This window comes from Pseudomonas moorei (genome assembly GCF_008801475.1).
GTDB lineage: Bacteria > Pseudomonadota > Gammaproteobacteria > Pseudomonadales > Pseudomonadaceae > Aquipseudomonas > Aquipseudomonas moorei.
The window spans coordinates 76,214-99,685 of sequence record NZ_VZPP01000004.1; the positions used below are offsets into that span (position 1 = coordinate 76,214).

At 59.9% G+C, this 23,472-nt stretch carries 23 protein-coding genes; 22 read left to right on the top strand and 1 reads right to left on the bottom strand.

The window, feature by feature from the left end:
• Positions 1–99 precede the first annotated feature (99 nt).
• From F7R06_RS08090 to flhB, 21 genes are all read left to right on the top strand, one after another.
• Positions 100–1,575, top strand: coding sequence for a sigma-54 dependent transcriptional regulator (locus F7R06_RS08090; RefSeq protein ID WP_090324293.1), 1,476 nt, complete (start codon positions 100–102; stop codon positions 1,573–1,575).
• A 128-nt stretch (positions 1,576–1,703) separates the two neighbouring features.
• The gene (locus F7R06_RS08095; protein ID WP_162493937.1) at positions 1,704–2,921 is read left to right on the top strand and encodes a sensor histidine kinase; all 1,218 of its coding nucleotides are present in this window, start codon (positions 1,704–1,706) and stop codon (positions 2,919–2,921) included.
• A 5-nt stretch (positions 2,922–2,926) separates the two neighbouring features.
• Entirely contained in the window at positions 2,927–4,318 is a 1,392-nt protein-coding gene (gene fleR, locus F7R06_RS08100) for a sigma-54-dependent response regulator transcription factor FleR (protein WP_090324290.1), read from the top strand.
• A gap of 258 nt (positions 4,319–4,576) precedes the next feature.
• Entirely contained in the window at positions 4,577–4,906 is a 330-nt protein-coding gene (fliE, locus tag F7R06_RS08110; protein ID WP_090324286.1) for a flagellar hook-basal body complex protein FliE, read from the top strand.
• A 15-nt stretch (positions 4,907–4,921) separates the two neighbouring features.
• The gene (gene fliF, locus F7R06_RS08115; protein ID WP_090324285.1) at positions 4,922–6,709 is read left to right on the top strand and encodes a flagellar basal-body MS-ring/collar protein FliF; all 1,788 of its coding nucleotides are present in this window, start codon (positions 4,922–4,924) and stop codon (positions 6,707–6,709) included.
• Positions 6,702–7,721 carry a flagellar motor switch protein FliG gene (gene fliG / locus F7R06_RS08120; protein ID WP_007983391.1) on the top strand — a complete coding sequence of 340 codons (1,020 nt, stop codon included), beginning with the start codon at positions 6,702–6,704 and terminating at the stop codon, positions 7,719–7,721. Before fliF ends, fliG begins: the two co-directional genes overlap by 8 nt.
• Positions 7,722–7,725: 4 nt before the next feature.
• Complete coding sequence (fliH, locus tag F7R06_RS08125; protein ID WP_090324283.1) at positions 7,726–8,523, top strand: flagellar assembly protein FliH; 798 nt, start codon at positions 7,726–7,728, stop codon at positions 8,521–8,523.
• A complete protein-coding gene (gene fliI / locus F7R06_RS08130; protein WP_090324281.1) occupies positions 8,513–9,871 on the top strand; it encodes a flagellar protein export ATPase FliI in 1,359 nt (452 codons plus the stop codon). The genes fliH and fliI overlap by 11 nt, the downstream gene beginning before the upstream one ends.
• Positions 9,872–9,877: 6 nt before the next feature.
• Positions 9,878–10,327, top strand: a complete 450-nt coding sequence (gene fliJ, locus F7R06_RS08135) for a flagellar export protein FliJ (RefSeq protein ID WP_090324280.1) — start codon at positions 9,878–9,880, stop codon at positions 10,325–10,327.
• A 111-nt stretch (positions 10,328–10,438) separates the two neighbouring features.
• Positions 10,439–10,747: an STAS domain-containing protein gene (locus F7R06_RS08140; RefSeq protein ID WP_090324278.1), complete on the top strand. Its 309-nt coding sequence runs from the start codon at positions 10,439–10,441 to the stop codon at positions 10,745–10,747.
• A 5-nt stretch (positions 10,748–10,752) separates the two neighbouring features.
• A complete protein-coding gene (locus F7R06_RS08145) occupies positions 10,753–12,459 on the top strand; it encodes an ATP-binding SpoIIE family protein phosphatase (protein ID WP_090327504.1) in 1,707 nt (568 codons plus the stop codon).
• Positions 12,460–12,489: 30 nt separating this feature from the next.
• A complete protein-coding gene (locus F7R06_RS08150) occupies positions 12,490–12,840 on the top strand; it encodes an Hpt domain-containing protein (RefSeq protein WP_090324277.1) in 351 nt (116 codons plus the stop codon).
• Between the two features lie 101 nt (positions 12,841–12,941).
• A complete protein-coding gene (locus F7R06_RS08155) occupies positions 12,942–14,303 on the top strand; it encodes a flagellar hook-length control protein FliK (protein ID WP_090324275.1) in 1,362 nt (453 codons plus the stop codon).
• A gap of 235 nt (positions 14,304–14,538) precedes the next feature.
• Positions 14,539–15,039 (top strand): flagellar basal body-associated protein FliL, encoded by a 501-nt coding sequence (fliL, locus tag F7R06_RS08160; RefSeq protein ID WP_090324274.1) that lies wholly within the window; start codon positions 14,539–14,541, stop codon positions 15,037–15,039.
• Positions 15,040–15,048: 9 nt separating this feature from the next.
• Complete coding sequence (fliM, locus tag F7R06_RS08165; protein WP_090324272.1) at positions 15,049–16,017, top strand: flagellar motor switch protein FliM; 969 nt, start codon at positions 15,049–15,051, stop codon at positions 16,015–16,017.
• 68 nt (positions 16,018–16,085) lie between these two features.
• Complete coding sequence (gene fliN / locus F7R06_RS08170) at positions 16,086–16,544, top strand: flagellar motor switch protein FliN (protein WP_090324270.1); 459 nt, start codon at positions 16,086–16,088, stop codon at positions 16,542–16,544.
• Complete coding sequence (gene fliO / locus F7R06_RS08175; protein ID WP_090324269.1) at positions 16,545–16,991, top strand: flagellar biosynthetic protein FliO; 447 nt, start codon at positions 16,545–16,547, stop codon at positions 16,989–16,991.
• Entirely contained in the window at positions 16,991–17,749 is a 759-nt protein-coding gene (gene fliP, locus F7R06_RS08180; RefSeq protein WP_090324267.1) for a flagellar type III secretion system pore protein FliP, read from the top strand. Before fliO ends, fliP begins: the two co-directional genes overlap by 1 nt.
• Positions 17,746–18,015, top strand: a complete 270-nt coding sequence (fliQ, locus tag F7R06_RS08185) for a flagellar biosynthesis protein FliQ (RefSeq protein WP_057398373.1) — start codon at positions 17,746–17,748, stop codon at positions 18,013–18,015. The genes fliP and fliQ overlap by 4 nt, the downstream gene beginning before the upstream one ends.
• A gap of 3 nt (positions 18,016–18,018) precedes the next feature.
• Positions 18,019–18,801, top strand: a complete 783-nt coding sequence (fliR, locus tag F7R06_RS08190) for a flagellar biosynthetic protein FliR (RefSeq protein ID WP_090324265.1) — start codon at positions 18,019–18,021, stop codon at positions 18,799–18,801.
• A 3-nt stretch (positions 18,802–18,804) separates the two neighbouring features.
• The gene (flhB, locus tag F7R06_RS08195; protein ID WP_090324264.1) at positions 18,805–19,944 is read left to right on the top strand and encodes a flagellar biosynthesis protein FlhB; all 1,140 of its coding nucleotides are present in this window, start codon (positions 18,805–18,807) and stop codon (positions 19,942–19,944) included.
• Positions 19,945–20,038: 94 nt separating this feature from the next.
• Here the strand turns inward: flhB and F7R06_RS08200 are convergent, their stop codons facing one another.
• The gene (locus F7R06_RS08200; protein ID WP_090324262.1) at positions 20,039–21,091 is read right to left on the bottom strand and encodes an RHS repeat-associated core domain-containing protein; all 1,053 of its coding nucleotides are present in this window, start codon (positions 21,089–21,091) and stop codon (positions 20,039–20,041) included.
• A 240-nt stretch (positions 21,092–21,331) separates the two neighbouring features.
• On the opposite strand from F7R06_RS08200, the gene flhA reads away from it, so the two are divergent.
• On the top strand, positions 21,332–23,461 hold the full coding sequence (gene flhA / locus F7R06_RS08205) for a flagellar biosynthesis protein FlhA (protein ID WP_090324260.1): 2,130 nt from the start codon (positions 21,332–21,334) through the stop codon (positions 23,459–23,461).
• Positions 23,462–23,472 lie beyond the last annotated feature (11 nt).

A 23,472-nucleotide genomic window follows, 5' to 3' on the forward strand; every position in this document is an offset into this window, starting at 1 on the left:
GGTTCCAGATTTCAGTCGTCTTCAGGCATGATCTGCCTGCAAGCGTTTAGCTTGCCCCAGCATTTTGGGCATTGAGTTGACTAGGGAAGTTGCTATTGCATGTGGCGTGAAACCAAAATTCTGCTGATTGATGACGATAGCGTCCGCCGCCGCGACCTGGCGGTGATTTTAAATTTTCTGGGCGAAGAAAATTTACCCTGCGGTAGCCACGACTGGCAGCAGGCTGTCGGCTCTTTGTCGTCAAGTCGTGAAGTAATCTGTGTCCTCATCGGGACGGTCAATGCTCCTGGTGCACTGGTGGGCTTGTTAAAGACACTCTCGAACTGGGATGAGTTCCTTCCGGTTTTGCTGATGGGCGATAATTCTTCGATTGATCTGCCCGAAGACCAGCGTCGCAGAGTGCTTTCGACCCTCGAAATGCCACCCAGCTACAGCAAGCTGCTCGACTCCCTGCACCGTGCCCAGGTCTATCGCGAGATGTACGACCAGGCCCGTGAGCGCGGTCGCCATCGCGAACCCAATCTTTTCCGTAGCCTTGTCGGCACCAGCCGGGCGATTCAACACGTCCGTCAGATGATGCAGCAAGTCGCCGATACCGATGCCAGCGTGCTGATCCTCGGTGAGTCGGGAACCGGCAAGGAAGTGGTTGCGCGCAACCTGCATTACCACTCCAAGCGCCGTGAGGCACCATTCGTGCCGGTCAACTGCGGGGCGATCCCGGCAGAGCTGCTGGAAAGCGAATTGTTCGGTCATGAGAAGGGCGCCTTCACCGGCGCGATCACCAGCCGTGCCGGGCGTTTCGAGCTGGCCAACGGCGGTACCCTGTTCCTCGACGAAATCGGCGACATGCCGTTGCCGATGCAGGTCAAATTGCTGCGCGTATTGCAGGAGCGCACCTTCGAGCGTGTGGGCAGCAACAAGACCCAGAGCGTCGATGTGCGCATCATTGCTGCGACCCACAAGAATCTCGAAAGCATGATCGAGATCGGCACCTTCCGCGAAGACCTGTATTACCGCCTGAATGTGTTCCCGATCGAGATGGCGCCGCTGCGCGAACGTGTCGAAGACATCCCGCTATTGATGAACGAATTGATCTCGCGCATGGAGCACGAAAAGCGCGGTTCGATCCGTTTCAACTCGGCGGCAATCATGTCGCTGTGCCGTCACGGCTGGCCAGGTAACGTCCGCGAGCTGGCGAACCTGGTGGAGCGCATGGCGATCATGCATCCGTACGGTGTGATCGGTGTGGTCGAGTTACCGAAAAAATTCCGCTACGTCGATGACGAAGACGAGCAACTGGTCGACAGCCTGCGCACCGATCTGGAAGAGCGGGTGGCCATCAACGGCCACACTCCGGACTTCAGCGCCAACGCCATGCTGCCGCCGGAAGGCCTGGACCTGAAGGACTACCTTGGCGGTCTGGAGCAAGGCTTGATTCAGCAGGCCCTGGACGATGCCAACGGCATTGTGGCGCGTGCTGCCGAGCGCCTGCGCATCCGTCGCACCACCCTGGTGGAGAAGATGCGTAAGTACGGCATGAGTCGTCGTGAGGGTGATGAACAGGCGGATGATTGACGCCTGTTTTTCAACTCCTTCATTTATGGGCGGTTTTTTTTAGGCACGGGTATTGCTAAGTCCCTCGCAACGTTCCGTTTCACTGACGGTCAGCCACGCGAGAGAGCACGATGCCCCAAGCCGCCCAGATGTCTCCTGTCTCAGATGCTTTTGGCCAAGCGCTGGGGCAACCGTCGTCGGTAGAGCAGGCAAGCCGGCAGGGTCTTGAACAGGCTTTTGCCCTGTTCAACCAGATGTCGAGCCAGTTGACCGATTCCTACAGCATGCTCGAAGCCCGGGTCACTGAACTCAAGGGTGAGCTGGCGGTGGTCAGTGCCCAGCGCATGCAGGAGCTGGCGGAAAAAGAACGCCTGGCCAATCGCCTGCAAAACCTCCTTGATCTCTTGCCAGGCGGCGTCATCGTCATTGACGCCCAGGGCATCGTGCGTGAAGCCAATCCCGCGGCCTGCGAACTGCTCGGGCTGCCCCTTGAGGGCGAGCTGTGGCGCCATGTCATTGCACGGTGCTTTGCGCCCCGCGAGGACGATGGTCATGAAGTCTCCCTCAAGGATGGTCGGCGTTTGTCGATTTCCACGCGCTCGCTGGATGCGGAGCCCGGTCAATTGGTGTTGCTTACCGATCTGACTGAAACCCGTCATCTGCAAGATCAGCTGGCCCGTCACGAACGTCTGTCGTCTCTGGGGCGAATGGTCGCGTCGCTGGCTCATCAGATCCGTACGCCCTTGTCTGCCGCGTTGCTGTACGCCAGTCATTTGACCGAGCAGGCGTTGCCGGTCGAGACCCAGCAACGGTTCGCCGGGCGCCTCAAGGAACGCCTGCATGAGCTGGAGCATCAAGTGCGCGATATGTTGGTGTTTGCCCGTGGCGAGTTGCCCTTGACCGATCGGGTCACCCCCAGACAACTGATGCAGTCGCTGCAAGCGGCGGCGCTGACCCATGTGCTGGGCCTGCCGATCCGCTGGCAGTGCGACAGTCATGCCGGCGAGTTGCTGTGCAGTCGCGACACCCTGGTCGGAGCCATTCTGAACCTCATCGAAAACGCCATTCAGGCCAGCGGCGGTGATGTCCGTCTGAAGGTTCATCTGTACACCCGTGAAAACACGTTGCGCCTGTGTGTCAGTGATAGCGGCAGCGGTATCGATGATGCCGTGCTGGCGCGTTTGGGTGAACCGTTTTTCACTACGAAATCCACTGGAACCGGCCTGGGCCTGACCGTGGTCAAGGCGGTTGCGCGTGCTCATCAGGGAGAATTGCAACTGCGCTCGCGGTTGGGGCGCGGCACGTGTGCGCAGGTGATTCTGCCGCTTTTTTCCGGTGAAAAAACCGGTGCCCCGGGAGTCGAGTAAACGTCATGGGTATCAAGGTTCTGCTGGTCGAGGATGACCGCGCGCTACGCGAGGCGCTGGCCGACACACTGTTGCTCGCGGGGCACGATTACAAAGCCGTCGGTTCGGCAGAAGAGGCACTGGTTGCCGTTGGGGGCGAGGCGTTCAGCCTGGTGCTCAGTGACGTCAACATGCCGGGCATGGACGGCCATCAGTTGCTCGGTTTGCTGCGCACGCATCAACCGCAACTGCCGGTGTTGCTGATGACGGCACATGGTGCCGTCGAGCGCGCGGTCGATGCGATGCGTCAGGGCGCTGCGGATTATCTGGTCAAGCCGTTCGAGCCCAAGGCCTTGCTTGATCTGGTTGCCCGCCATGCCCTGGGCAGCCTCGGCGCGCCCGAGAGTGAAGGGCCGGTAGCGTTCGAACCGGCCAGTGCGCAATTGCTCGAACTGGCTGCGCGGGTTGCCCGCAGTGATTCCACGGTGTTGATTTCCGGTGAGTCGGGCACGGGCAAGGAGGTGCTGGCGCGCTACATTCATCAGCATTCCCATCGTGCCAGCCAGCCATTCATTGCGATCAACTGTGCGGCGATCCCGGACAACATGCTGGAGGCCACGCTGTTCGGTCATGAAAAGGGCTCGTTCACCGGTGCCATAGCCGCGCAGGCCGGCAAGTTCGAACAGGCCGATGGTGGCACCATCCTGCTTGATGAAATTTCCGAGATGCCTCTGGGCCTGCAGGCCAAATTACTGCGGGTGTTGCAAGAGCGCGAAGTGGAGCGGGTCGGTGCGCGCAAGCCGATCACCCTGGACATTCGTGTCGTCGCGACCACCAACCGTGATCTGGCCGCAGAAGTGGCGGCGGGGCGATTCCGTGAAGACCTTTACTATCGCCTGTCGGTGTTTCCGCTGGCCTGGCGTCCTCTGCGCGAGCGCGCCGCTGACATCCTGCCTTTGGCCGAGCGACTGCTGGCCAAACACGTCAATAAAATGAAGCATGCCGCGGCGCGACTGTCGCCCGAGGCGCAGGCTTGCCTGGTCGGTTACCCGTGGCCCGGGAACGTGCGTGAGCTGGATAATGCGATTCAGCGTGCGCTGATCCTGCAACAGGGCGGCTTGATTCAGCCACAGGATTTCTGCCTGAGCGGCCCGGTCGCCTGTGCGCCTTTGCCGGCCATGGCGTCGGTGCCGACCTCTGTTCGGGGTGTGGAGGTCGAAGCCGAATCTGCCGGGGCGCTTGGCGATGATCTGCGTCGCCGTGAGTTCCAGATGATTATCGACACCCTGCGCACCGAGCGTGGCCGACGTAAAGAGGCCGCCGAGCGCCTGGGCATCAGCCCGCGTACCTTGCGCTACAAGTTGGCGCAAATGCGCGATGCGGGAATGGACGTGGAAGCCTGTCTGTTCGCCACCTGAACGCGTGCTTGTGTAGGCGCGAGCCTGCTTGCGATGGTCGTTAACGATGACTCGGGGTTTCAGGATAAACGCGGTGCTCTTGAGCTCATCGCGAGCAGGCTCGCTCCTACAGGACGAGGTTCGGCTCAGGGCGGTGGATGGCTTTTGTTGAGCGCAGTCGCGGAGCTGGCACCCTTGTTGCTAACACCTCACTACCCGCCGAGTGAGTGTCAAAAAATTGCGGGACGCTAACGACGTAGTTCGTCAAAGAGAGAGACCATGAGCCAAGGTATTGAATTCAATCGGTTGATGCTGGATATGCGCGCCATGCAAATGGATGCCATGTCTGCGCCGAAGTCGACTGCCGCGGTCCCTGAAATGGGTGGCACCAGCTTTTCCGACATGCTCGGTCAGGCCGTCAATAAAGTGAACGACACCCAACAGGCGTCCAGCCAGTTGGCTAACGCCTTCGAGATCGGCAAGAGCGGCGTCGACCTGACGGACGTGATGATTTCCTCGCAAAAGGCCAGTGTGTCCTTTCAGGCATTGACCCAGGTGCGTAACAAGCTGGTTCAGGCTTACCAAGACATCATGCAGATGCCGGTTTAAGGACGAGATTGAGTCATGGCAGAAGCAGTCGCCGATAATGTTCCGGCCAAGGCCACACCGGTAGACGGCAAACCGCCGTTGTTCGGCTTGTCCTTCCTGGAAAACCTTTCCGAGATGACCATGCTGCGTCAGGTCGGCCTGCTGGTCGGCCTGGCCGCGAGCGTGGCGATTGGTTTTGCCGTGGTGTTGTGGTCCCAGCAACCGGACTACCGGCCGTTGTACGGCAGTCTTGCCGGTATGGATGCGAAACAGGTCATGGATACCCTGGCCTCCGCCGATATTCCTTACACCGTTGAACCCAATTCCGGTGCCTTGCTGGTCAAGGCCGATGACCTGTCCCGTGCGCGGCTCAAGCTCGCGGCCGCTGGTGTCACTCCCAGCGATGGCAATATCGGTTTTGAAATCCTCGATAAAGAGCAGGGTCTGGGCACCAGCCAGTTCATGGAAGCGACCCGCTACCGTCGCGGCCTCGAAGGCGAGCTGGCGCGGACCATCTCCAGCCTGAACAACGTCAAGGGTGCCCGCGTGCACCTGGCGATTCCAAAAAGCTCGGTGTTCGTGCGCGACGAGCGCAAGCCAAGTGCTTCGGTTCTGGTCGAGCTTTACTCCGGTCGCTCCCTGGAGCCGGGTCAGGTCGTGGCCATCATCAACCTGGTGGCGACCAGCGTTCCCGAGCTGAGCAAGTCGCAGATCACCGTCGTCGACCAGAAAGGCAACCTGCTGTCCGATCAGGCGGAGAACTCCGAACTGACCATGGCCGGCAAGCAGTTCGACTACAGCCGTCGCATGGAAAGCATGCTCACCCAGCGCGTGCATAACATCCTGCAACCGGTACTGGGCAATGATCGCTACAAGGCCGAAGTCTCGGCCGATGTCGATTTCAGTGCCGTCGAATCGACCTCCGAGCAGTTCAACCCCGACCAGCCGGCGTTGCGCAGCGAGCAGTCGGTCAACGAACAACGTACCGCCAGCAATGGCCCGCAAGGCGTGCCGGGTGCCCTGAGCAACCAGCCGCCATCGCCGGCCTCGGCGCCGCAAACCACCGGTGGCGCCACCGCGTCGGCCGGTATGGTGCAGCCAGGCCAGCCATTGCTCGATGCCAACGGTCAGCAAGTCATGGACCCGGCCACCGGTCAGCCGATGCTGGCGCCGTACCCGGCGGACAAGCGTCAACAATCCACCAAGAACTTTGAGCTCGACCGTTCCATCAGCCACACCAAGCAGCAGCAGGGCCGTTTGAATCGCCTGTCGGTGTCGGTGGTGGTGGATGACCAGGTCAAGATCAACCCGGCCAACGGTGAAACCACCCGTGCGCCGTGGAGCGCCGACGAATTGGCGCGCTTCACGCGTCTGGTGCAGGATGCCGTCGGTTTCGACGCCAGCCGTGGCGACAGCGTCAGCGTGATCAACATGCCGTTCTCCGCCGAGCGCGGTGAAGTGATTGCCGATATTCCGTTCTACTCCCAGCCGTGGTTCTGGGACATCGTCAAGCAAGTGCTGGGCGTCCTGTTCATCCTGGTGCTGGTCTTCGGTGTGCTGCGTCCGGTGCTGAACAACATCACCGGTGGTGGCAAAGGCAAGCAGCTGGCCGGCATCGGCAGCGACGTCGAGTTGGGTGGCATGGGCGGTCTGGACGGCGAACTGGCCAACGACCGCGTCAGCCTCGGTGGCCCGACCAGCATCCTGTTGCCGAGCCCGAGCGAAGGCTATGACGCACAGTTGAACGCAATCAAGAGTCTGGTGGCAGAAGATCCGGGTCGTGTGGCCCAGGTCGTGAAAGAGTGGATTAACGCAGATGAGTGATAACCGAGCCGTTGCCGCCAAGCTGTCCAAGGTCGACAAAGCCGCGATCCTGCTGCTGTCCCTGGGTTCTACCGATGCGGCCCAGGTGCTGCGCCACATGGGGCCCAAGGAGGTCCAGCGTGTTGGCGTGGCGATGGCGCAGATGGGTAACGTGCACCGTGAGCAAGTCGAGCAGGTGATGAGCGAGTTCGTCGACATCGTCGGCGACCAGACCAGCCTGGGCGTCGGCTCCGACGACTACGTGCGCAAAATGCTCACCCAGGCCCTGGGCGAAGACAAGGCCAACGGCCTGATCGACCGGATCCTGCTGGGCGGCAACACCAGTGGCCTCGACAGCCTGAAGTGGATGGAACCGCGCGCCGTCGCCGACGTGATCCGCTACGAGCACCCGCAGATCCAGGCAATCGTGGTGGCGTACCTCGACCCGGATCAGGCCGGTGAAGTGCTCGGCAACTTCGACCACAAGGTGCGACTGGACATCATTCTGCGGGTTTCCTCGCTGAATACCGTGCAGCCGGCAGCCCTGAAAGAGCTCAACCAGATTCTCGAGAAGCAGTTCTCCGGCAACTCGAATGCTTCGCGCACCACCCTGGGCGGCATCAAGCGCGCCGCGGACATCATGAACTTCCTCGACAGCTCGATCGAAGGTCAGTTGATGGACTCGATCCGCGAAGTCGACGAAGACCTGTCCGGTCAGATCGAAGACCTCATGTTCGTGTTCAACAACCTGGCCGATGTCGACGACCGCGGTATCCAGGCATTGCTACGCGAAGTGTCCTCCGACGTGCTGGTACTGGCCCTCAAAGGCTCGGACGAAGGCGTCAAGGAAAAGATCTTCAAGAACATGTCCAAGCGTGCGGCCGAACTGTTGCGCGACGACCTCGAGGCCAAGGGCCCGGTGCGCGTCAGCGACGTGGAAACCGCGCAGAAGGAAATCCTCACCATCGCCCGCCGTATGGCCGAAGCCGGGGAAATCGTTCTCGGCGGCAAGGGCGGCGAGGAAATGATCTAACACCATGGCCAAGCATGATGAGTCGCCCACTGACCTGATCCGGGCCAGGGATGTCGGTGGTTTCGATACATGGGCACTGCCCAGCTTCGATCCGCCTGAGCCCGAGCCTGAACCGGAGCCGGAACCCGAACCGCCGGAAATGGAAGAAGTGCCGCTGGAAGAAGTCCAGCCACTGACCCTCGAAGAGCTCGAAAGCATTCGCCAGGAAGCCTACAACGAAGGCTTCGCGACCGGTGAGCGAGAAGGTTTCCACAGCACCACGCTCAAGGTTCGTCAGGAAGCCGAAGTGGCGCTGGCGGCGAAGATTGCCGGCCTGGAACAACTGATGGCGCACCTGTTCGAGCCTATCGCCGAGCAGGACACGCAGATCGAAAAGTCTTTGGTCGACCTCGTGCAGCACATCAGCCGACAAGTGATTCAGCGCGAACTGGCCATCGATTCGACGCAGATCGAACACGTCATGCGCGAGGCCCTCAAGCTTCTGCCGCTGGGCGTCGGCAATGTGCGGTTGTACATCAATCCGCAGGATTTCGAGCAGGTCAAAGCCCTGCGCGAGCGTCATGAGGAAACCTGGCGCATCGTTGAAGATGAAGCGTTGCTGCCGGGCGGTTGCCGGGTCGAGACCGAGCACAGTCGTATCGATGCCACGATCGAAACCCGGATTGCACGGGTGATGGACAAGCTGTTCGATCAATTGCACGAACAGTCCCTGCACCCGGCCGCCCCCGACCTGAGCCTTGAACTGCCGATCGAAGCCAGGCCTGCCATTGCGCCAGTGCCGGACGCCGCCGATGCGCCTTGATCGCACCAGTTTCGCCAAGCGCCTGGGCAGTTACGCCGAGGCCACGGAACTGGCTGGCGCGCCAATCCTGGAAGGGCGCTTGCTGCGCATGGTCGGCCTGACCCTCGAAGCCGAAGGCTTGCGCGCCGCCATGGGCAGCCGTTGCATGGTGATCAACGACGACAGCTATCACCCGGTGCAGGTCGAAGCCGAAGTCATGGGTTTCTCTGGCAGCAAAGTATTTCTGATGCCCGTCGGCAGCGTCGCAGGTATTGCGCCTGGCGCTCGTGTGGTGCCCCTGGCCGATACCGGTCGCCTGCCGATGGGCATGAGCATGCTCGGGCGGGTACTCGATGGCGCCGGGCGTGCGCTGGACGGCAAGGGCGGAATGAAGGCCGAGGACTGGGTGCCGATGGATGGCCCGACCATCAATCCGCTCAAGCGCGAACCGATCAGCGAGCCGCTGGATGTGGGCATTCGCTGCATCAACGGTATGTTGACGGTTGGCCGTGGCCAGCGGCTCGGGCTTTTCGCCGGTACCGGCGTCGGTAAATCCGTCTTGCTGGGCATGATGACCCGCTTCACCGAGGCCGACATTATCGTCGTCGGGCTGATCGGTGAGCGGGGTCGTGAAGTCAAGGAGTTCATCGAGCACATCCTCGGTGAAGAAGGGCTCAAACGTTCGGTGGTCGTTGCGTCGCCAGCGGACGATGCGCCTTTGATGCGTCTGCGCGCGGCCATGTACTGCACGCGAATCGCCGAATATTTCCGTGACAAGGGCAAGAACGTCCTGTTGCTGATGGATTCGCTGACCCGTTTCGCCCAGGCCCAGCGGGAAATCGCCCTGGCCATCGGCGAACCGCCGGCCACCAAGGGCTATCCGCCATCAGTGTTCGCCAAGTTGCCGAAGCTGGTGGAGCGGGCCGGTAATGCCGAGAAGGGTGGCGGCTCGATCACTGCGTTCTACACCGTACTGTCCGAAGGCGATGACCAGCAGGACCCGATTGCCGACTCGGCGCGGGGCGTACTCGATGGTCACATCGTCCTGTCCCGGCGCCTGGCTGAAGAGGGGCATTACCCGGCCATCGATATCGAGGCTTCCATCAGCCGGGTGATGCCGGCGGTGGTATCGGCGGAGCACATGGCTCGTGCGCAGTATTTCAAGCAGTTGTGGTCGCGCTATCAACAGAGTCGCGATTTGATCAGTGTCGGTGCCTACGTCGCCGGTGGTGATCGCGAGACCGACCTGGCGATTTCCCTGCAGCCACAGTTGGTCAAATACCTGCGTCAGGGGCTCAACGACAGCATCAGCCTGGGCGAAAGCGAAGCGTATCTGGCCTCGATCTTCGCGCCAGCGGCGAGCGGTTAACCGGTCATGGCCCAGACTCGAGCAGGGCGCCTGGCCCCGGTGGTGGAGATGGCCGAAAAGGCCGAGAAAACTGCGGTCCAGCGTCTGGGGCACTTTCAGGGGCAGGTGCGTTTGGCGGAAAGCAAACTCGCCGACCTCGAAGCCTTTCGACTCGACTATCAAGAGCAATGGATCGTGCGCGGCAGCGGTGGTGTCTCGGGCCAATGGTTGCTGGGCTACCAGGGATTCCTTGCGCAACTGGGTACGGCCATCGACCAGCAGCGCCAAAGCCTGGCCTGGCACCAGAACAACTTGAACAAGGCCCGGGAAACCTGGCAACAGGCGTTCGCCCGGGTCGAAGGTTTGCGCAAGCTGGTACAGCGCTACGCGGATGAAGCGCGAGTGCTCGAAGACAAGCGCGAACAGAAACTGCTGGATGAATTGTCCCAGCGCTTGCCGCGCCAGGATGCGTATTGAATCAGGTGAGGGGCGATCGGATGGACACCACCCTTTTCCAGCCTTGCCCCAACCTTTACCAAATGCTAAACCTTGTACAGGCAGGTTCCCCAATGACAAGGAAGCCATGACATGTCAGTCGTTAAAGAAATCTCTGCGGATGGGAAAAAGCTGACGATTTCGGTCAAGGGGCGATTCGATTTCGCCAAGCACCAAGAATTTCGCGAATCCTATGAGCGAACCGATGGCGCCATGCCGAGGTCCGTTGTAGTCGACCTCAAAGAGGCGACTTATCTCGACAGCTCTGCGCTCGGCATGTTGTTGCTGCTTCGGGATCATGCGGGTGGCGACCACTCCGATGTTCGCCTCGTCAACAGCAGTTCCGATGTGAAGAAAATCCTCGCGATATCCAATTTCGACAAGCTGTTCGACATCAGTTGAACGCCGTGCAGCCTGCACTCGAATCGCTGACGATTCTGATTGCCGAGGACAGCGCGGCCGATCGCATGCTGTTGTCGAGCATCGTTCGTCGCCAGGGGCATCAAGTGCTGACCGCGGCCAACGGTGCCGAAGCGGTCGAAGTCTTTCGCCTGCAATGTCCGCAACTGGTGTTGATGGACGCGATGATGCCGGTGATGGATGGCTTCGAAGCGGCCCGGCAAATCAAGGCATTGGCCGGGGAAACCCTGGTGCCGATCATCTTCCTGACGTCATTGTCGGAAAGCGAAGCCCTGGCCCGTTGCCTGGAAGTGGGCGGCGACGATTTTTTGGCAAAGCCTTACAACCAGGTGATTCTCTCGGCCAAGATCAAGGCGATGGATCGCTTGCGACGATTGCAGGCCACTGTGCTGCAGCAGCGCGATCAGATCGCCCGGCACCACGAGTATTTGCTCAACGAGCAACGCGTGGCGAAGGCCGTGTTCGATAAGGTGGCCCATTCCGGCTGCCTCAATGCCCCCAATATCCGTTACTTGCAATCGCCCTATGCGTTGTTCAATGGCGATTTGCTATTGGCCGCGTTCACCCCCGCGGGCGACATGCATGTGCTGCTCGGCGACTTCACCGGTCATGGTTTGCCGGCTGCCGTCGGTGCGATGCCCCTGGCTGAAGTCTTTTACGGCATGACCGCCAAGGGCTATGGCCTGGCAGAAACCTTGCGCGAGATGAATGCCAAGCTCAAACGTATCCTGCCGGTGGACATGTTCTGCTGCGCGACGCTGCTGTGCTTGAGCTTTCAGCGGCGTTCGGTGGAGGTCTGGAACGGCGGCATGCCGGACGGTTACCTGCACAGTATTGCCACTGGCGAACGAACACCGCTGACCGCCCGGCACTTGCCCCTGGGGGTGCTGAGCCCGCAAACATTCGATGACCGCACCGAAGTGTTTCCCATGGCGCTCGGGGATCGGGTATTCCTGCTGTCGGACGGGGTGATCGATACCTGCGATGCCGACGAACAGCTGTTTGGCGTGCAGCGGCTGCAAGCGGTGTTCGCCGCCAATCGTCATCCGGATGCCTTGTTTGAGGAAATCGAACAGGCGCTGCGGGATTTTGGCGGCGTAACACGCGACGACGTCAGCATGGTCGAAATCAGTCTGCTGGAGCCCGCACAGCTGAATCCGCCCGCCCTGGTTTATTCCGACAGCGGCCAGTCCTGCCCGCTGGACTGGTCGGTGAGTTTCGAGTTTCGTGCCGCCACGCTCAAGCGCTTCAACCCGCTGCCCTATTTGCTGCAATTGCTGCTGGAGGTTCACGGTCTGCGGACGCAAAGCGGGGCGCTCTACAGTGTGCTGGCGGAACTGTATTCCAACGCGCTGGAGCATGGTGTGCTCGGTCTGGACTCAAGCCTCAAGCGCGATGTCTCGGGTTTTACCCGCTACTATCAACAGCGCAATGCACGTCTTGATGAGCTGCAGGACGGTTTTGTCCGGGTACATTTGCAGGTCACACCGCAAGGCGAGGGTGGTTGTCTGGCGATTCGTGTCGAAGACAGTGGCAAGGGATTTGATGTCGAACGGGTGCTGGAGCGTCCGCTTGACCCTGTCCGTCTGTCGGGACGCGGTGTCAGTCTGATCCGCCAGTTGGGGCGAAATGCCAGTTGGTCCGACAATGGTCGCAGTGCCCGCGTGGAGTTTTACTGGGAGGCTCTGGCATAATCCGCGCATTCTTGATCAAGGAGTGAGCAAGTGGCTGACACACATCTCGACCCGAACGTGCTGAGCGCGTTGCAAGAGATCATGGAGGACGAGTATCCGACCCTGGTGGATACCTTTCTCGCTGATTCCGAACAGCGCTTGCAGCTGCTCAAGCAGGCTGCCGATGCTACACAATTCCTTGAGACTGCCCATAGCTTCAAGGGCAGTAGCAGCAACATGGGCGCGATTCGCCTGGCTGATCTGTGTCATGAGCTGGAGCAGCAGGCCAAGGGGCTGGATCTTTCAGGCATCGAAACGCTTGTCGCGGCAATCGATCGCGAATTCGCCTTCGTCCGGCCGCTTTATGAAGAGGAACGACGGCGTTCGTCTCCACCAGTTTGACCATTTGACGCTAATAAAACGCCTCCAGAGCAAAGCTGGCGCGACCCTTGCAGTAATCCCCCCAACTGTACCTACGATCCCAGTGCAGCGGAGACCGTTTCATGCCCGTTACCCCCCAAGTGCTTCTTCAGGCCGCCACGCAGGCCAAGACTCAAGCCGCCGCCAATTCCACGGCGCCGGCTGCTGAGACCGGGGATAGAGCGTCCAGCTTCGCGCAGGTCTACGCCAGGCAAGCCCAAAACAAACCCTCTGTGGCAGTGGATGGATCGGCCAAGCCGGTACGTGATAAATCCCCGGACAATGCCGGTAAAAAAGACCGCCTTGCCGACAAATCTGCCGCCCCGGAACCGGCGGTTGCCGATAGCGGCAAAACCTTGCCCGCCGATAAACCGGCGCAAGCCAGCGACTCGAACGGCAACGATAATGCGTCGGACACCCAGCAAACCCCGGTAGCCGATGCCGCGCCCGTTGACCCGACGCTCGATCCTGCCCAGATGCAAGCCGCACAGCCCGTGGCGAGCGTACCTGTCCCGGTAACGCCGCCAGTGGCTGAACCTGTGCAACCATCGGTCCAGACACCGGTCGCAGCGGCGGTGACGGCAACGACCACGGCTGCCACTGCCACCACCGATACCCATTTCGATCCTGAAGCCGATCCCCTCGATGCGCTGCCAGCCTTGCGCATGGCCATGGAGCAAAGCGGACACCTTTCCGCCTCCAGTCAGGCACAACCTAAAGCGGCGTCGACCTCCGCGCAGGCGCAGGCCGATGGCGAGCAGACACCGGCGCAAGTCTTCGCCGCCGGCATGGCGAGCATGCTCGATGTGCAGGCTGACAAGGACAGTACCAGTCAGGGCGGGGACAAGGCGTTCAGCGGCCTGATCGATGACGGTCTCAAGGACTTGAAGTCCGCCAGCAGTGACACTCGGGTCGACGACTTCGCCAACCGTCTGGCGGCACTGACGCAAGCGGCCACGCCGAAAACCGCCAACGCGTTGCCGGTGAACCAGCCGATCGCCATGCATCAAAGTGGCTGGACCGAAGAAGTGGTGAATCGGGTCATGTACCTGTCCAGCGCCAATCTCAAGGCCGCTGACATCCAGCTGCAACCGGCTGAACTGGGGCGCCTCGACATTCGCGTGAACATGGTGCCGGACCAGCAGACCCAAGTGACCTTCATGAGTGCTCACCCTGGCGTCCGTGAAGCGCTGGACGGTCAGATGCATCGTCTGCGGGACATGTTTGCGCAGCAGGGCATGGGGCAGGTTGACGTCAATGTGTCGGACCAGTCCCGTGGTTCGCAGCAAGGTCAGAATCAGGCCCAGCAACAGCAAAGCGGGCGTACCAGCGCCAGTGGCGGGCGCCTCGATGCGATGGATGAAGATATCGCCCCGAGCGTGGCTGAAGTGGCGGCAACGACCACCAGCGTGATCGGCTCCAGCGCTGTCGACTACTACGCCTGATCCAGCCAGAGACTTAACCCTGTGGGAGCGGGCTTGCCCGCGATGACGCCATTACATTCAGCATCTTCGTTGATTGTTACATTGCTCTCGCGGGCAAGCCCGCTTCCACAGGGTGTTGCTGCGTGCTTCGGATCGCACACATCCCCACCCATCTCCCTTCCGATACTTCTGGCATAACACTTGCTCTTGCCTTGCCGTGCGACTGTGAAAACCCGAATAGTGACGGATTATTGGCATGGCGAAGAGCGAAGCAGCAGTAAAAGACCCCGCAACCAAAGGCAAACTCAAGCTGATTATCTTGATCGTGGTGGCCCTGCTGCTGGCGATCGGTTTGTCCGTGGGCGCGACCTGGTACTTCATACACAGCGCTCAGAGCAAGCCTGCCCCAGTGGCTGAAACCGCCCCGGTCGGCAAGCAGCCGGCGATTTTCGAATCGATGGCACCGGCGTTCGTCGCCAACTACAACCAGAACGGCCGTCAACGCTACATGCAGGTGAGCATCACCATGCTCGGCCGCAACCAGGCCGATCTGGACGCGCTCAAAGTCCACATGCCGGTGATCCGCAACAACCTGGTCATGCTGTTCTCCGGGCAGGACTTCGCCACGCTGGCGTCCCCGGTCGGCCAGGAAATGTTGCGGCAGAAGGCCACGGCCAGCGTCCAGGAAGTGGCGCAGAAAGAACTCGGCAAAGTGGTCGTCGAACAGTTGCTTTTCACTAATTTCGTACTGCAGTAGGAACACGACATGGCCGTGCAGGACCTGCTGTCCCAGGATGAGATCGACGCGCTGTTGCATGGCGTCGACGATGGTCTGGTACAGACCGATACCGTTGCCGAACCCGGCACCGTCAAAAGCTACGACCTGACCAGCCAGGATCGCATCGTCCGTGGACGCATGCCGACCCTGGAAATGATCAACGAGCGTTTCGCCCGTTACACGCGCATCAGCATGTTCAACATGCTGCGTCGCTCGGCAGACGTGGCGGTCGGTGGCGTGCAGGTGATGAAGTTCGGCGAATACGTGCACTCGCTGTACGTGCCGACCAGTCTCAACCTGGTCAAGATCAAACCGCTGCGCGGCACGGCGCTGTTCATCCTCGACGCCAAACTGGTGTTCAAGCTGGTGGACAACTTCTTTGGCGGCGATGGCCGGCACGCGAAGATCGAAGGGCGTGAATTCACCCCGACCGAACTGCGTGTCGTGCGCATGGTGCTGGAGCAGGCCTTCGTCGATTTGAAGGAAGCCTGGCAGGCGATCATGGAAGTGAACTTCGAGTACATCAACTCGGAAGTGAACCCGGCCATGGCCAACATCGTCGGCCCGAGCGAGGCCATTGTGGTGTCGACCTTCCACATCGAACTCGATGGCGGTGGCGGTGACCTGCACGTCACCATGCCGTACTCGATGATCGAGCCGGTGCGCGAAATGCTCGACGCCGGCTTCCAGTCGGACCTCGACGATCAGGACGAACGCTGGGTCAATGCCCTGCGCCAGGACGTGCTGGATGTCGATGTGCCCATCGGCGCCACGGTTGCCCGTCGCCAACTGCGCCTGCGCGACATCCTGCACATGCAGCCCGGGGATGTGATCCCGGTGGACATGCCGGAAGAGATGATCATGCGTGCCAATGGCGTACCGGCCTTCAAGGTCAAGATGGGCTCGCACAAGGGCAACCTCGCGTTGCAAGTGATCGAGCCGATCGAACGCCGCTGACAGGCACCCCATACATTCGCTTTTAACTGACGGCTTCCAATCGAATGGTTGCCTGCCGAGGACAAATGATGGCTAACGATATCAATACCCAGGACGACCAGGCGCTGGCGGACGAATGGGCTGCGGCCCTGGAAGAAACCGGTGATGCCGGGCAGGACGACATCGATGCCTTGCTGGCGGCCGATGCGGCCAGTTCGTCATCCAATCGCTTGCCCATGGAAGAGTTCGGCAGCGTGCCGAGGAGCAACGAGCCGGTCAGCCTCGAAGGTCCGAACCTGGACGTGATCCTTGATATCCCGGTGTCGATCTCCATGGAAGTCGGCAGTACCGACATCAACATCCGCAACCTGCTGCAACTGAACCAGGGTTCGGTGATCGAGCTCGACCGCCTGGCCGGTGAGCCGCTGGACGTGCTGGTCAATGGCACGCTCATCGCCCACGGCGAAGTGGTGGTGGTCAACGAGAAGTTCGGCATCCGCCTGACCGACGTGATCAGCCCAAGTGAACGCATCAAGAAGCTGCGCTGAGTGAAAAGGCTTCTGGGGTGTGTGCTGGCGCTACCGCTCAGCGTGCTGGCGGCCGAACCGATGGCGACGGCTGCGAGCGCGGCTGCCGCGCCGGCGGTCACGAGCGGAGTGGCCGGGCAATTGACGCAACTGGTATTCGGCTTGCTGCTGGTGCTGGGGCTGATTTTTTTCCTCGCCTGGCTATTGCGCCGGGTGCAGCAGGCCGGACCGGCCGGCAAGGGGCAGGTGATCGAACTGATCGGTTCCCGTGCCCTGGGCCCGCGCGACCGATTGATGCTGGTGCAGGTGGGCAATGAACAGATTCTTCTGGGCCTGAGCCCTGGCACCATCACGGCATTGCATGTGCTCAAGGAGCCGGTGCAAGTGCCGACGACCGAGACGACGACCCCCGAGTTTGCCCAGCGCCTGATGGAGCTGTTGGGCAAGGATCAGAAGGATAAGAAGTAATGGGTGCGTTACGCATCGTCTTGACGCTGGCGCTGATGCTGGCCGCGCCGCTGGCATTCGCCGCCGATCCGTTGTCGATCCCGGCGATTACCCTGGGCACCAACGCCCAGGGGGCTCAGGAGTACTCGGTCAGCCTGCAGATCCTGCTGATCATGACCGCGCTGAGTTTCATTCCGGCGTTCGTCATGCTGATGACCAGTTTCACCCGGATCATCATCGTCTTTTCGATCCTGCGCCAGGCCCTGGGCCTGCAGCAGACGCCATCGAACCAGATCCTCACCGGCATGGCGCTGTTCCTGACTCTGTTCATCATGGCGCCGGTATTCGATCGCGTTAACCAGGATGCCCTGCAGCCGTACCTGGCGGAAAAACTCACCGCCCAGGATGCCGTGGCCAAGGCTCAGGTGCCGATCAAGGACTTCATGCTCGCCCAGACCCGTACTAGCGATCTGGAACTGTTCATGCGCCTGTCCAAGCGCACCGACATTGCCACGCCGGATCAGGCACCACTGACCATCCTGGTGCCGGCGTTCGTGACTTCCGAGCTGAAAACCGCATTTCAGATCGGCTTCATGATCTTCATTCCGTTCCTGATCATCGACCTGGTCGTGGCCAGTGTGCTGATGGCCATGGGTATGATGATGCTGTCGCCGCTGATCATTTCCCTGCCGTTCAAAATCATGCTGTTTGTACTGGTGGATGGCTGGGCGCTGATCATCGGCACCCTGGCCAGCAGCTTTGGAGGTGTGTCGCCATGACCCCTGAAGTGGCGGTCGATATCTTCCGCGAAGCGCTGTGGCTGACCACCATGATGGTGGCAGTGCTGGTGATTCCGAGTTTGCTGGTGGGCCTGCTGGTGGCAATGTTCCAGGCCGCCACGCAGATCAACGAACAGACCCTGAGCTTTTTGCCGCGCCTGTTGGTGATGCTGGTGACGCTGATCGTCGGTGGCCCATGGCTGGTGCAGACCTTCATGGATTACATCCTGCAGTTGTACGGCAGCATTCCGCAGGTCATTGGTTAAACCATGTCGCTGCTCGCATTGACCGACACCCAGATCAGCACCTGGGTGGCGTCATTCATGTTGCCGCTGTTTCGCGTCGGGGCGCTGCTGATGGTGATGCCGGTTTTCGGCACGACATTGGTACCACGACGGGTACGCCTTTATTTCGCCGTGGCGATCACCGTGGTCATCGCCCCGGGCCTGCCCCCCATGCCGCCGGTGCATGCGCTGGATCTGAGCGGATTGATGCTGATCGCCGAGCAGATCCTCATCGGTGCCGTACTGGGCTTCTCGTTGCAACTGTTCTTCCAGGCTTTCGTCGTGGCGGGGCAAATCGTCGCCATTCAGATGGGCATGGGCTTCGCCTCCATGGTCGATCCCACCAATGGAGTCTCGGTGGCGGTGATCGGGCAATTCTTCACCATGCTGGTGACGCTGTTGTTCCTCTCGATGAATGGCCACCTGGTGGTGTTCGAGGTGCTCACAGAAAGCTTCACCACGCTGCCGGTCGGTGGCGGCCTGTCGGTCAATCATTTCTGGGAACTGGCCGGCAAGCTCGGCTGGGTGCTTGGCGCGGCGCTGCTGCTGGTGTTGCCGGCGATCACGGCGCTGTTGGTGATCAACATCGCCTTTGGCGTGATGACCCGGGCGGCGCCGCAACTCAACATCTTCTCTGTCGGCTTCCCGCTGATCCTGGTGCTCGGGCTGTTTATCGTCTGGGTCGGGCTGGCGGACATTCTCAATCAGTATCAACCGCTGGCCTCCGAAGCCCTGCAGTTTTTACGCGAACTGGCACAGGCGCGCTGAGTCATGGCAGAGAGCGAAAGCGGTCAGGACAAAACAGAAGACCCCACGGAGAAAAAGAAAAAGGACGCCCGGGAGAAGGGTGAGATTGCCCGCTCCAAAGAGCTGAACACCCTGGCCATCATGCTGATCGGCGCCAGTGCGCTGCTGATTTTCGGCGGGGCGATGGCGCAAGACATGATGGAGCTGATGCGCCTGAACTTCTCGCTGCCGCGGGAAGTGATTCTGGATCAACGGTCCATGGCCACCTACCTGATGCATTCAGGGCAAATAGCGCTATGGTCGATTCAGCCCTTCATGATTGCGATGGTGCTGGCGGCGATCATCGGCCCGATATCCCTCGGTGGCTGGTTGTTCGCGGCAGGGTCCATGGCGCCCAAATTCAGTCGCTTGAACCCCGCCCCGGGCCTCAAGCGCATGTTCTCCACCAAGGCGCTGGTCGAGCTGCTCAAAGCCCTGGCCAAGTTCATCATCATCCTGTTCGTGGCCCTGGCGGTGTTGTCCTCCGACATCGACGATTTGTTGCGCATCGCCCACGAACCGTTGGAAATGGCGATCATCCACAGCCTGCAAGTGGTGGGCTGGAGCACCTTGTGGATGGCGTGCGGACTGATCATCATCGCCGCCGTGGACGTCCCGGTGCAGCTGTGGGAAAGCCACAAGAAACTGCTGATGACCAAGCAGGAAATCCGCGACGAACACAAGGACCAGGAAGGGCGGCCAGAGGTCAAGCAGCGGATTCGCCAGCTGCAGCGCGAAATGTCCCAGCGGCGGATGATGGCGGCAATTCCCCAGGCCGACGTGGTCATCACCAACCCGACCCACTATGCCGTGGCGCTCAAATACGATCCGGACAAGGGCGGGGCGCCGATGCTGATCGCCAAGGGCAGCGACTTCCTCGCCCTGAAGATTCGGGAAATCGCGGCGGCCAACGAGATTCTGTTGCTGGAGTCGCCGGCGCTGGCGCGGTCGATCTACTACTCAACGGAGTTGGAGCAGGAAATTCCGGGTGGGTTGTATCTGGCGGTGGCGCAGGTGCTGGCGTACGTCTACCAGATCCGCCAGTACCGCGCGGGCAAAGGAAAGCGGCCGGAGCCGCTTAAGGATGATTTGCCGATTCCGCCGGATTTGCGGCGGGATGCTTGAATTTTGTCTCGACTGATTTGACGGAGCTGAATAAATCTTCATCAAGAATTTTCTCCAAGGCTTTTAATTTTTTTTGAGTTGCCTCTTCACGAGATCATGCATTACGGATGAGTTTTTGGAATGGTATAGCGTCAGATGATGGAAAAAGACTTCTATATAAAGGCGGGCTGTCATCTGTAAAGTGGTAACTTTCTTTTAAAAAATCCTTTATGGGGGAGTAATTGTCAATGAATTCAGTGGTCGTTGCTCTCATTAGTCTATTGTTACTAAGGGCGTTGGTGTGTTTTTCGAATAGCTGAATTGTTCTAATTCGGTCATCTATTTTTGCGGTCAATAACTCCAGGTTTTTCGTTTGTTCCGCAAATTTTGGGCGGCTAATTAATTCCTTGGCTCTTTTGGTGTTTTTAAAGATGGAGCTGCTCTCATGGGCAATTGTGGCGCGGAGTAAGTTTTTTTCAAAAATATTGGCAGATTCCGTGCTCAAGATTTTTTGTGTATTCATTCCTTCTCTTTTTGCTGTTTTAGCTAATTTACTGGCCATGAGCTCGATGCTGAAATCATCAATCATGTTATGGGCTGCGACTAGGATTTTGTTTATAAGGATATTGACCCCGTTGTGCCCTGTTTCGTCGACACGATTTCGAGGATCTCCGCCACAATACGCATACGCGTTAAATCCACCCTTCCCAAACGGACTCCAACTATCCTGACTGTTAAATCGCATCAACACCGGATTAAACGCCCGATACCCGTTCCCCAATAAATAACACCCGGTCACCGGGTCCGGCCGTTCGCCGTTGAAGCCCAACAGGCTGAACAAGCCGCTGAGCACTGGGCGATGGCCGTAGGGGGAGTAGGCGATGGGGCGCGGCTGGAGGCCTTTCTTGAGGGTGTGCAGTACCGAGCGTTGCAGGTCGGTGGCCAGCAGCGTGGCATCGAGTGCATTACCTTCATGTTGCTGCTGCGCCAATAGTAGGTCGTCGTGCTGAATGATCGAATGCTTCGTCGAGCCCTGAATTTCGGTCGCCAGGCGGCTTTTGCAATAGAAGCGCTGATGTACCGGTGTATCAGGCTGTGTTTGGTGGATCATCCGATCCAGTGGATCGTAGCGATATTGGCAACGCAGGGTGGTGGGTGGGGCGGTCATTGGCTCACTCCGCAGATACAAGGATTGAGAGCTTGAGTATCTGCGCTGGTGCCGAGGTCGGGTACTAGCAGAACTGATAGTCCGAGAGCGTCGCCCCTCATGGCGTCCATCCAGGCCATTCATATCCCCCTGAAAAAACGATCTATTTCCCCTTCGCAAAAGTTGGAAGGCTTCTTGCAGTAGCCGCCCTGCGCCCGCTTCAGGCGTCAAAAGTTTGCTTTAAAGGAACGGGGAAAACCGGTGGATCGCTCTCAGTTAATCAACAGTGCCCGCAGCAATATCGCTGACCTCAGTCGAGGCAATATGGGCGTGCCGCTGTTGCTGCTGGTCATGCTGGCGATGATGATGCTGCCGGTGCCGCCGTTCCTGCTCGACGTGTTCTTCACCTTCAACATTGCCCTGTCGATCGTCGTGCTGCTGGTGTGCGTGTACGCCTTGCGGCCGCTGGATTTTGCGGTGTTCCCGACCATTCTGCTGGTGGCGACCTTGCTGCGACTGGCGTTGAACGTGGCTTCCACGCGAGTGGTGATGCTCCACGGCCAGGACGGTCATGCCGCGGCGGGCAAGGTGATCCAGGCGTTCGGTGAGGTGGTGATCGGCGGTAACTACGTGGTCGGTATCGTGGTGTTCGCGATTTTGATGATCATCAACTTCGTCGTGGTGACCAAGGGTGCCGGACGCATCTCCGAGGTGAGCGCGCGTTTCACCCTGGACGCGATGCCCGGCAAACAGATGGCCATCGACGCGGACCTCAACGCCGGCCTGATTGATCAGAGCCAGGCCAAGCTACGCCGGATGGAGGTTGCCCAGGAAGCCGAGTTCTACGGCTCCATGGACGGTGCCAGCAAGTTCGTTCGCGGTGACGCCATTGCCGGCCTGCTGATTCTGTTCATCAACCTGATCGGCGGCATGGCCGTCGGGATCTTCCAGCACAACATGAGCTTTGCCGATGCCGGCAAGGTGTATGCGCTGTTGACCATCGGTGACGGTTTGGTGGCGCAATTGCCATCACTGCTGTTGTCCACGGCTGCCGCGATCATGGTGACCCGTGCTTCCGGTTCGGAAGACATGGGCAAGCAGATCAATCGCCAGATGTTCGCCTCGCCCAAGGCACTGGCGGTGGCCGCGGGCTTGATGGCGGTCATGGGCCTGGTACCCGGCATGCCACACTTCTCGTTCCTGAGCATGGCGGCCCTGGCGGCAGGCGGGGCTTACCTGTTCTGGAAGAAGCAGAACGCGGCCAAGGTCCAGGCGCTGCAAGAGGTCAAGCGTCAGCAAGAACTGTTGCCTTCGCCGGCCCGCGCCCAGGAAACCAAGGAGCTGGGTTGGGACGATGTGACGCCTATCGACATGATCGGCCTGGAAGTGGGTTATCGCCTGATTCCGCTGGTCGACCGCAACCAGGGTGGCCAGTTGCTCGCGCGAATCAAGGGCGTGCGCAAGAAGCTCTCCCAGGACCTCGGTTTCCTGATGCCCACCGTGCATATTCGTGACAACCTCGACCTGGCGCCCAGTGCCTATCGCTTGACCCTGATGGGGGTGATCCTGGCCGAAGCCGAGATTTACCCGGAGCGCGAGTTGGCGATCAATCCGGGGCAGGTCTACGGCACGCTCAACGGCATTAACGCCAAAGATCCGGCTTTCGGCCTGGAGGCGGTCTGGATCGAAATCAGTCAGCGTTCACAGGCGCAATCGTTGGGTTACACCGTGGTCGATGCCAGTACAGTAGTGGCAACCCACTTGAACCAGATTTTGTACAAGCATTCGAGCGAGCTGATCGGTCACGAAGAAGTGCAGCAACTCATGCAGTTGCTGGCCAAAAGCTCGCCAAAACTGGCGGAAGAGCTGGTGCCGGGCGTGGTTTCGCTGTCGCAGCTGCTCAAGGTTCTGCAGGCGCTGTTGGCCGAGCAGGTGCCGGTGCGGGACATCCGCAGCATTGCCGAAGCCATCGCGAACAATGCCGCCAAGAGTCAAGATACTGCCGCATTGGTGGCCGCCGTGCGCGTCGGTGTATCCCGTGCCATCGTCCAAAGCATTGTAGGCACTGAGTCGGAGCTACCGGTTATCACGCTGGAGCCAAGGTTGGAACAAATATTGCTCAATAGTCTGCAGAAGGCAGGGCAAGGCTCGGAAGAGGGCGTTCTGCTGGAGCCAAGCATGGCCGAGAAGCTGCAGCGCTCGTTGATCGATGCGGCGCAGCGTCAAGAGATGCAAGGTCAACCGGTGATTCTGCTGGTGGCCGGTCCGGTTCGCGCGATGCTCTCGCGATTTGGCCGGCTGGCAGTCCCGGGTTTGCATGTGTTGGCTTACCAGGAAATCCCTGACAACAAGCAAGTGACCATCGTTGCGACAGTAGGGCCCAACGGCTGAGGTAGTGGTTT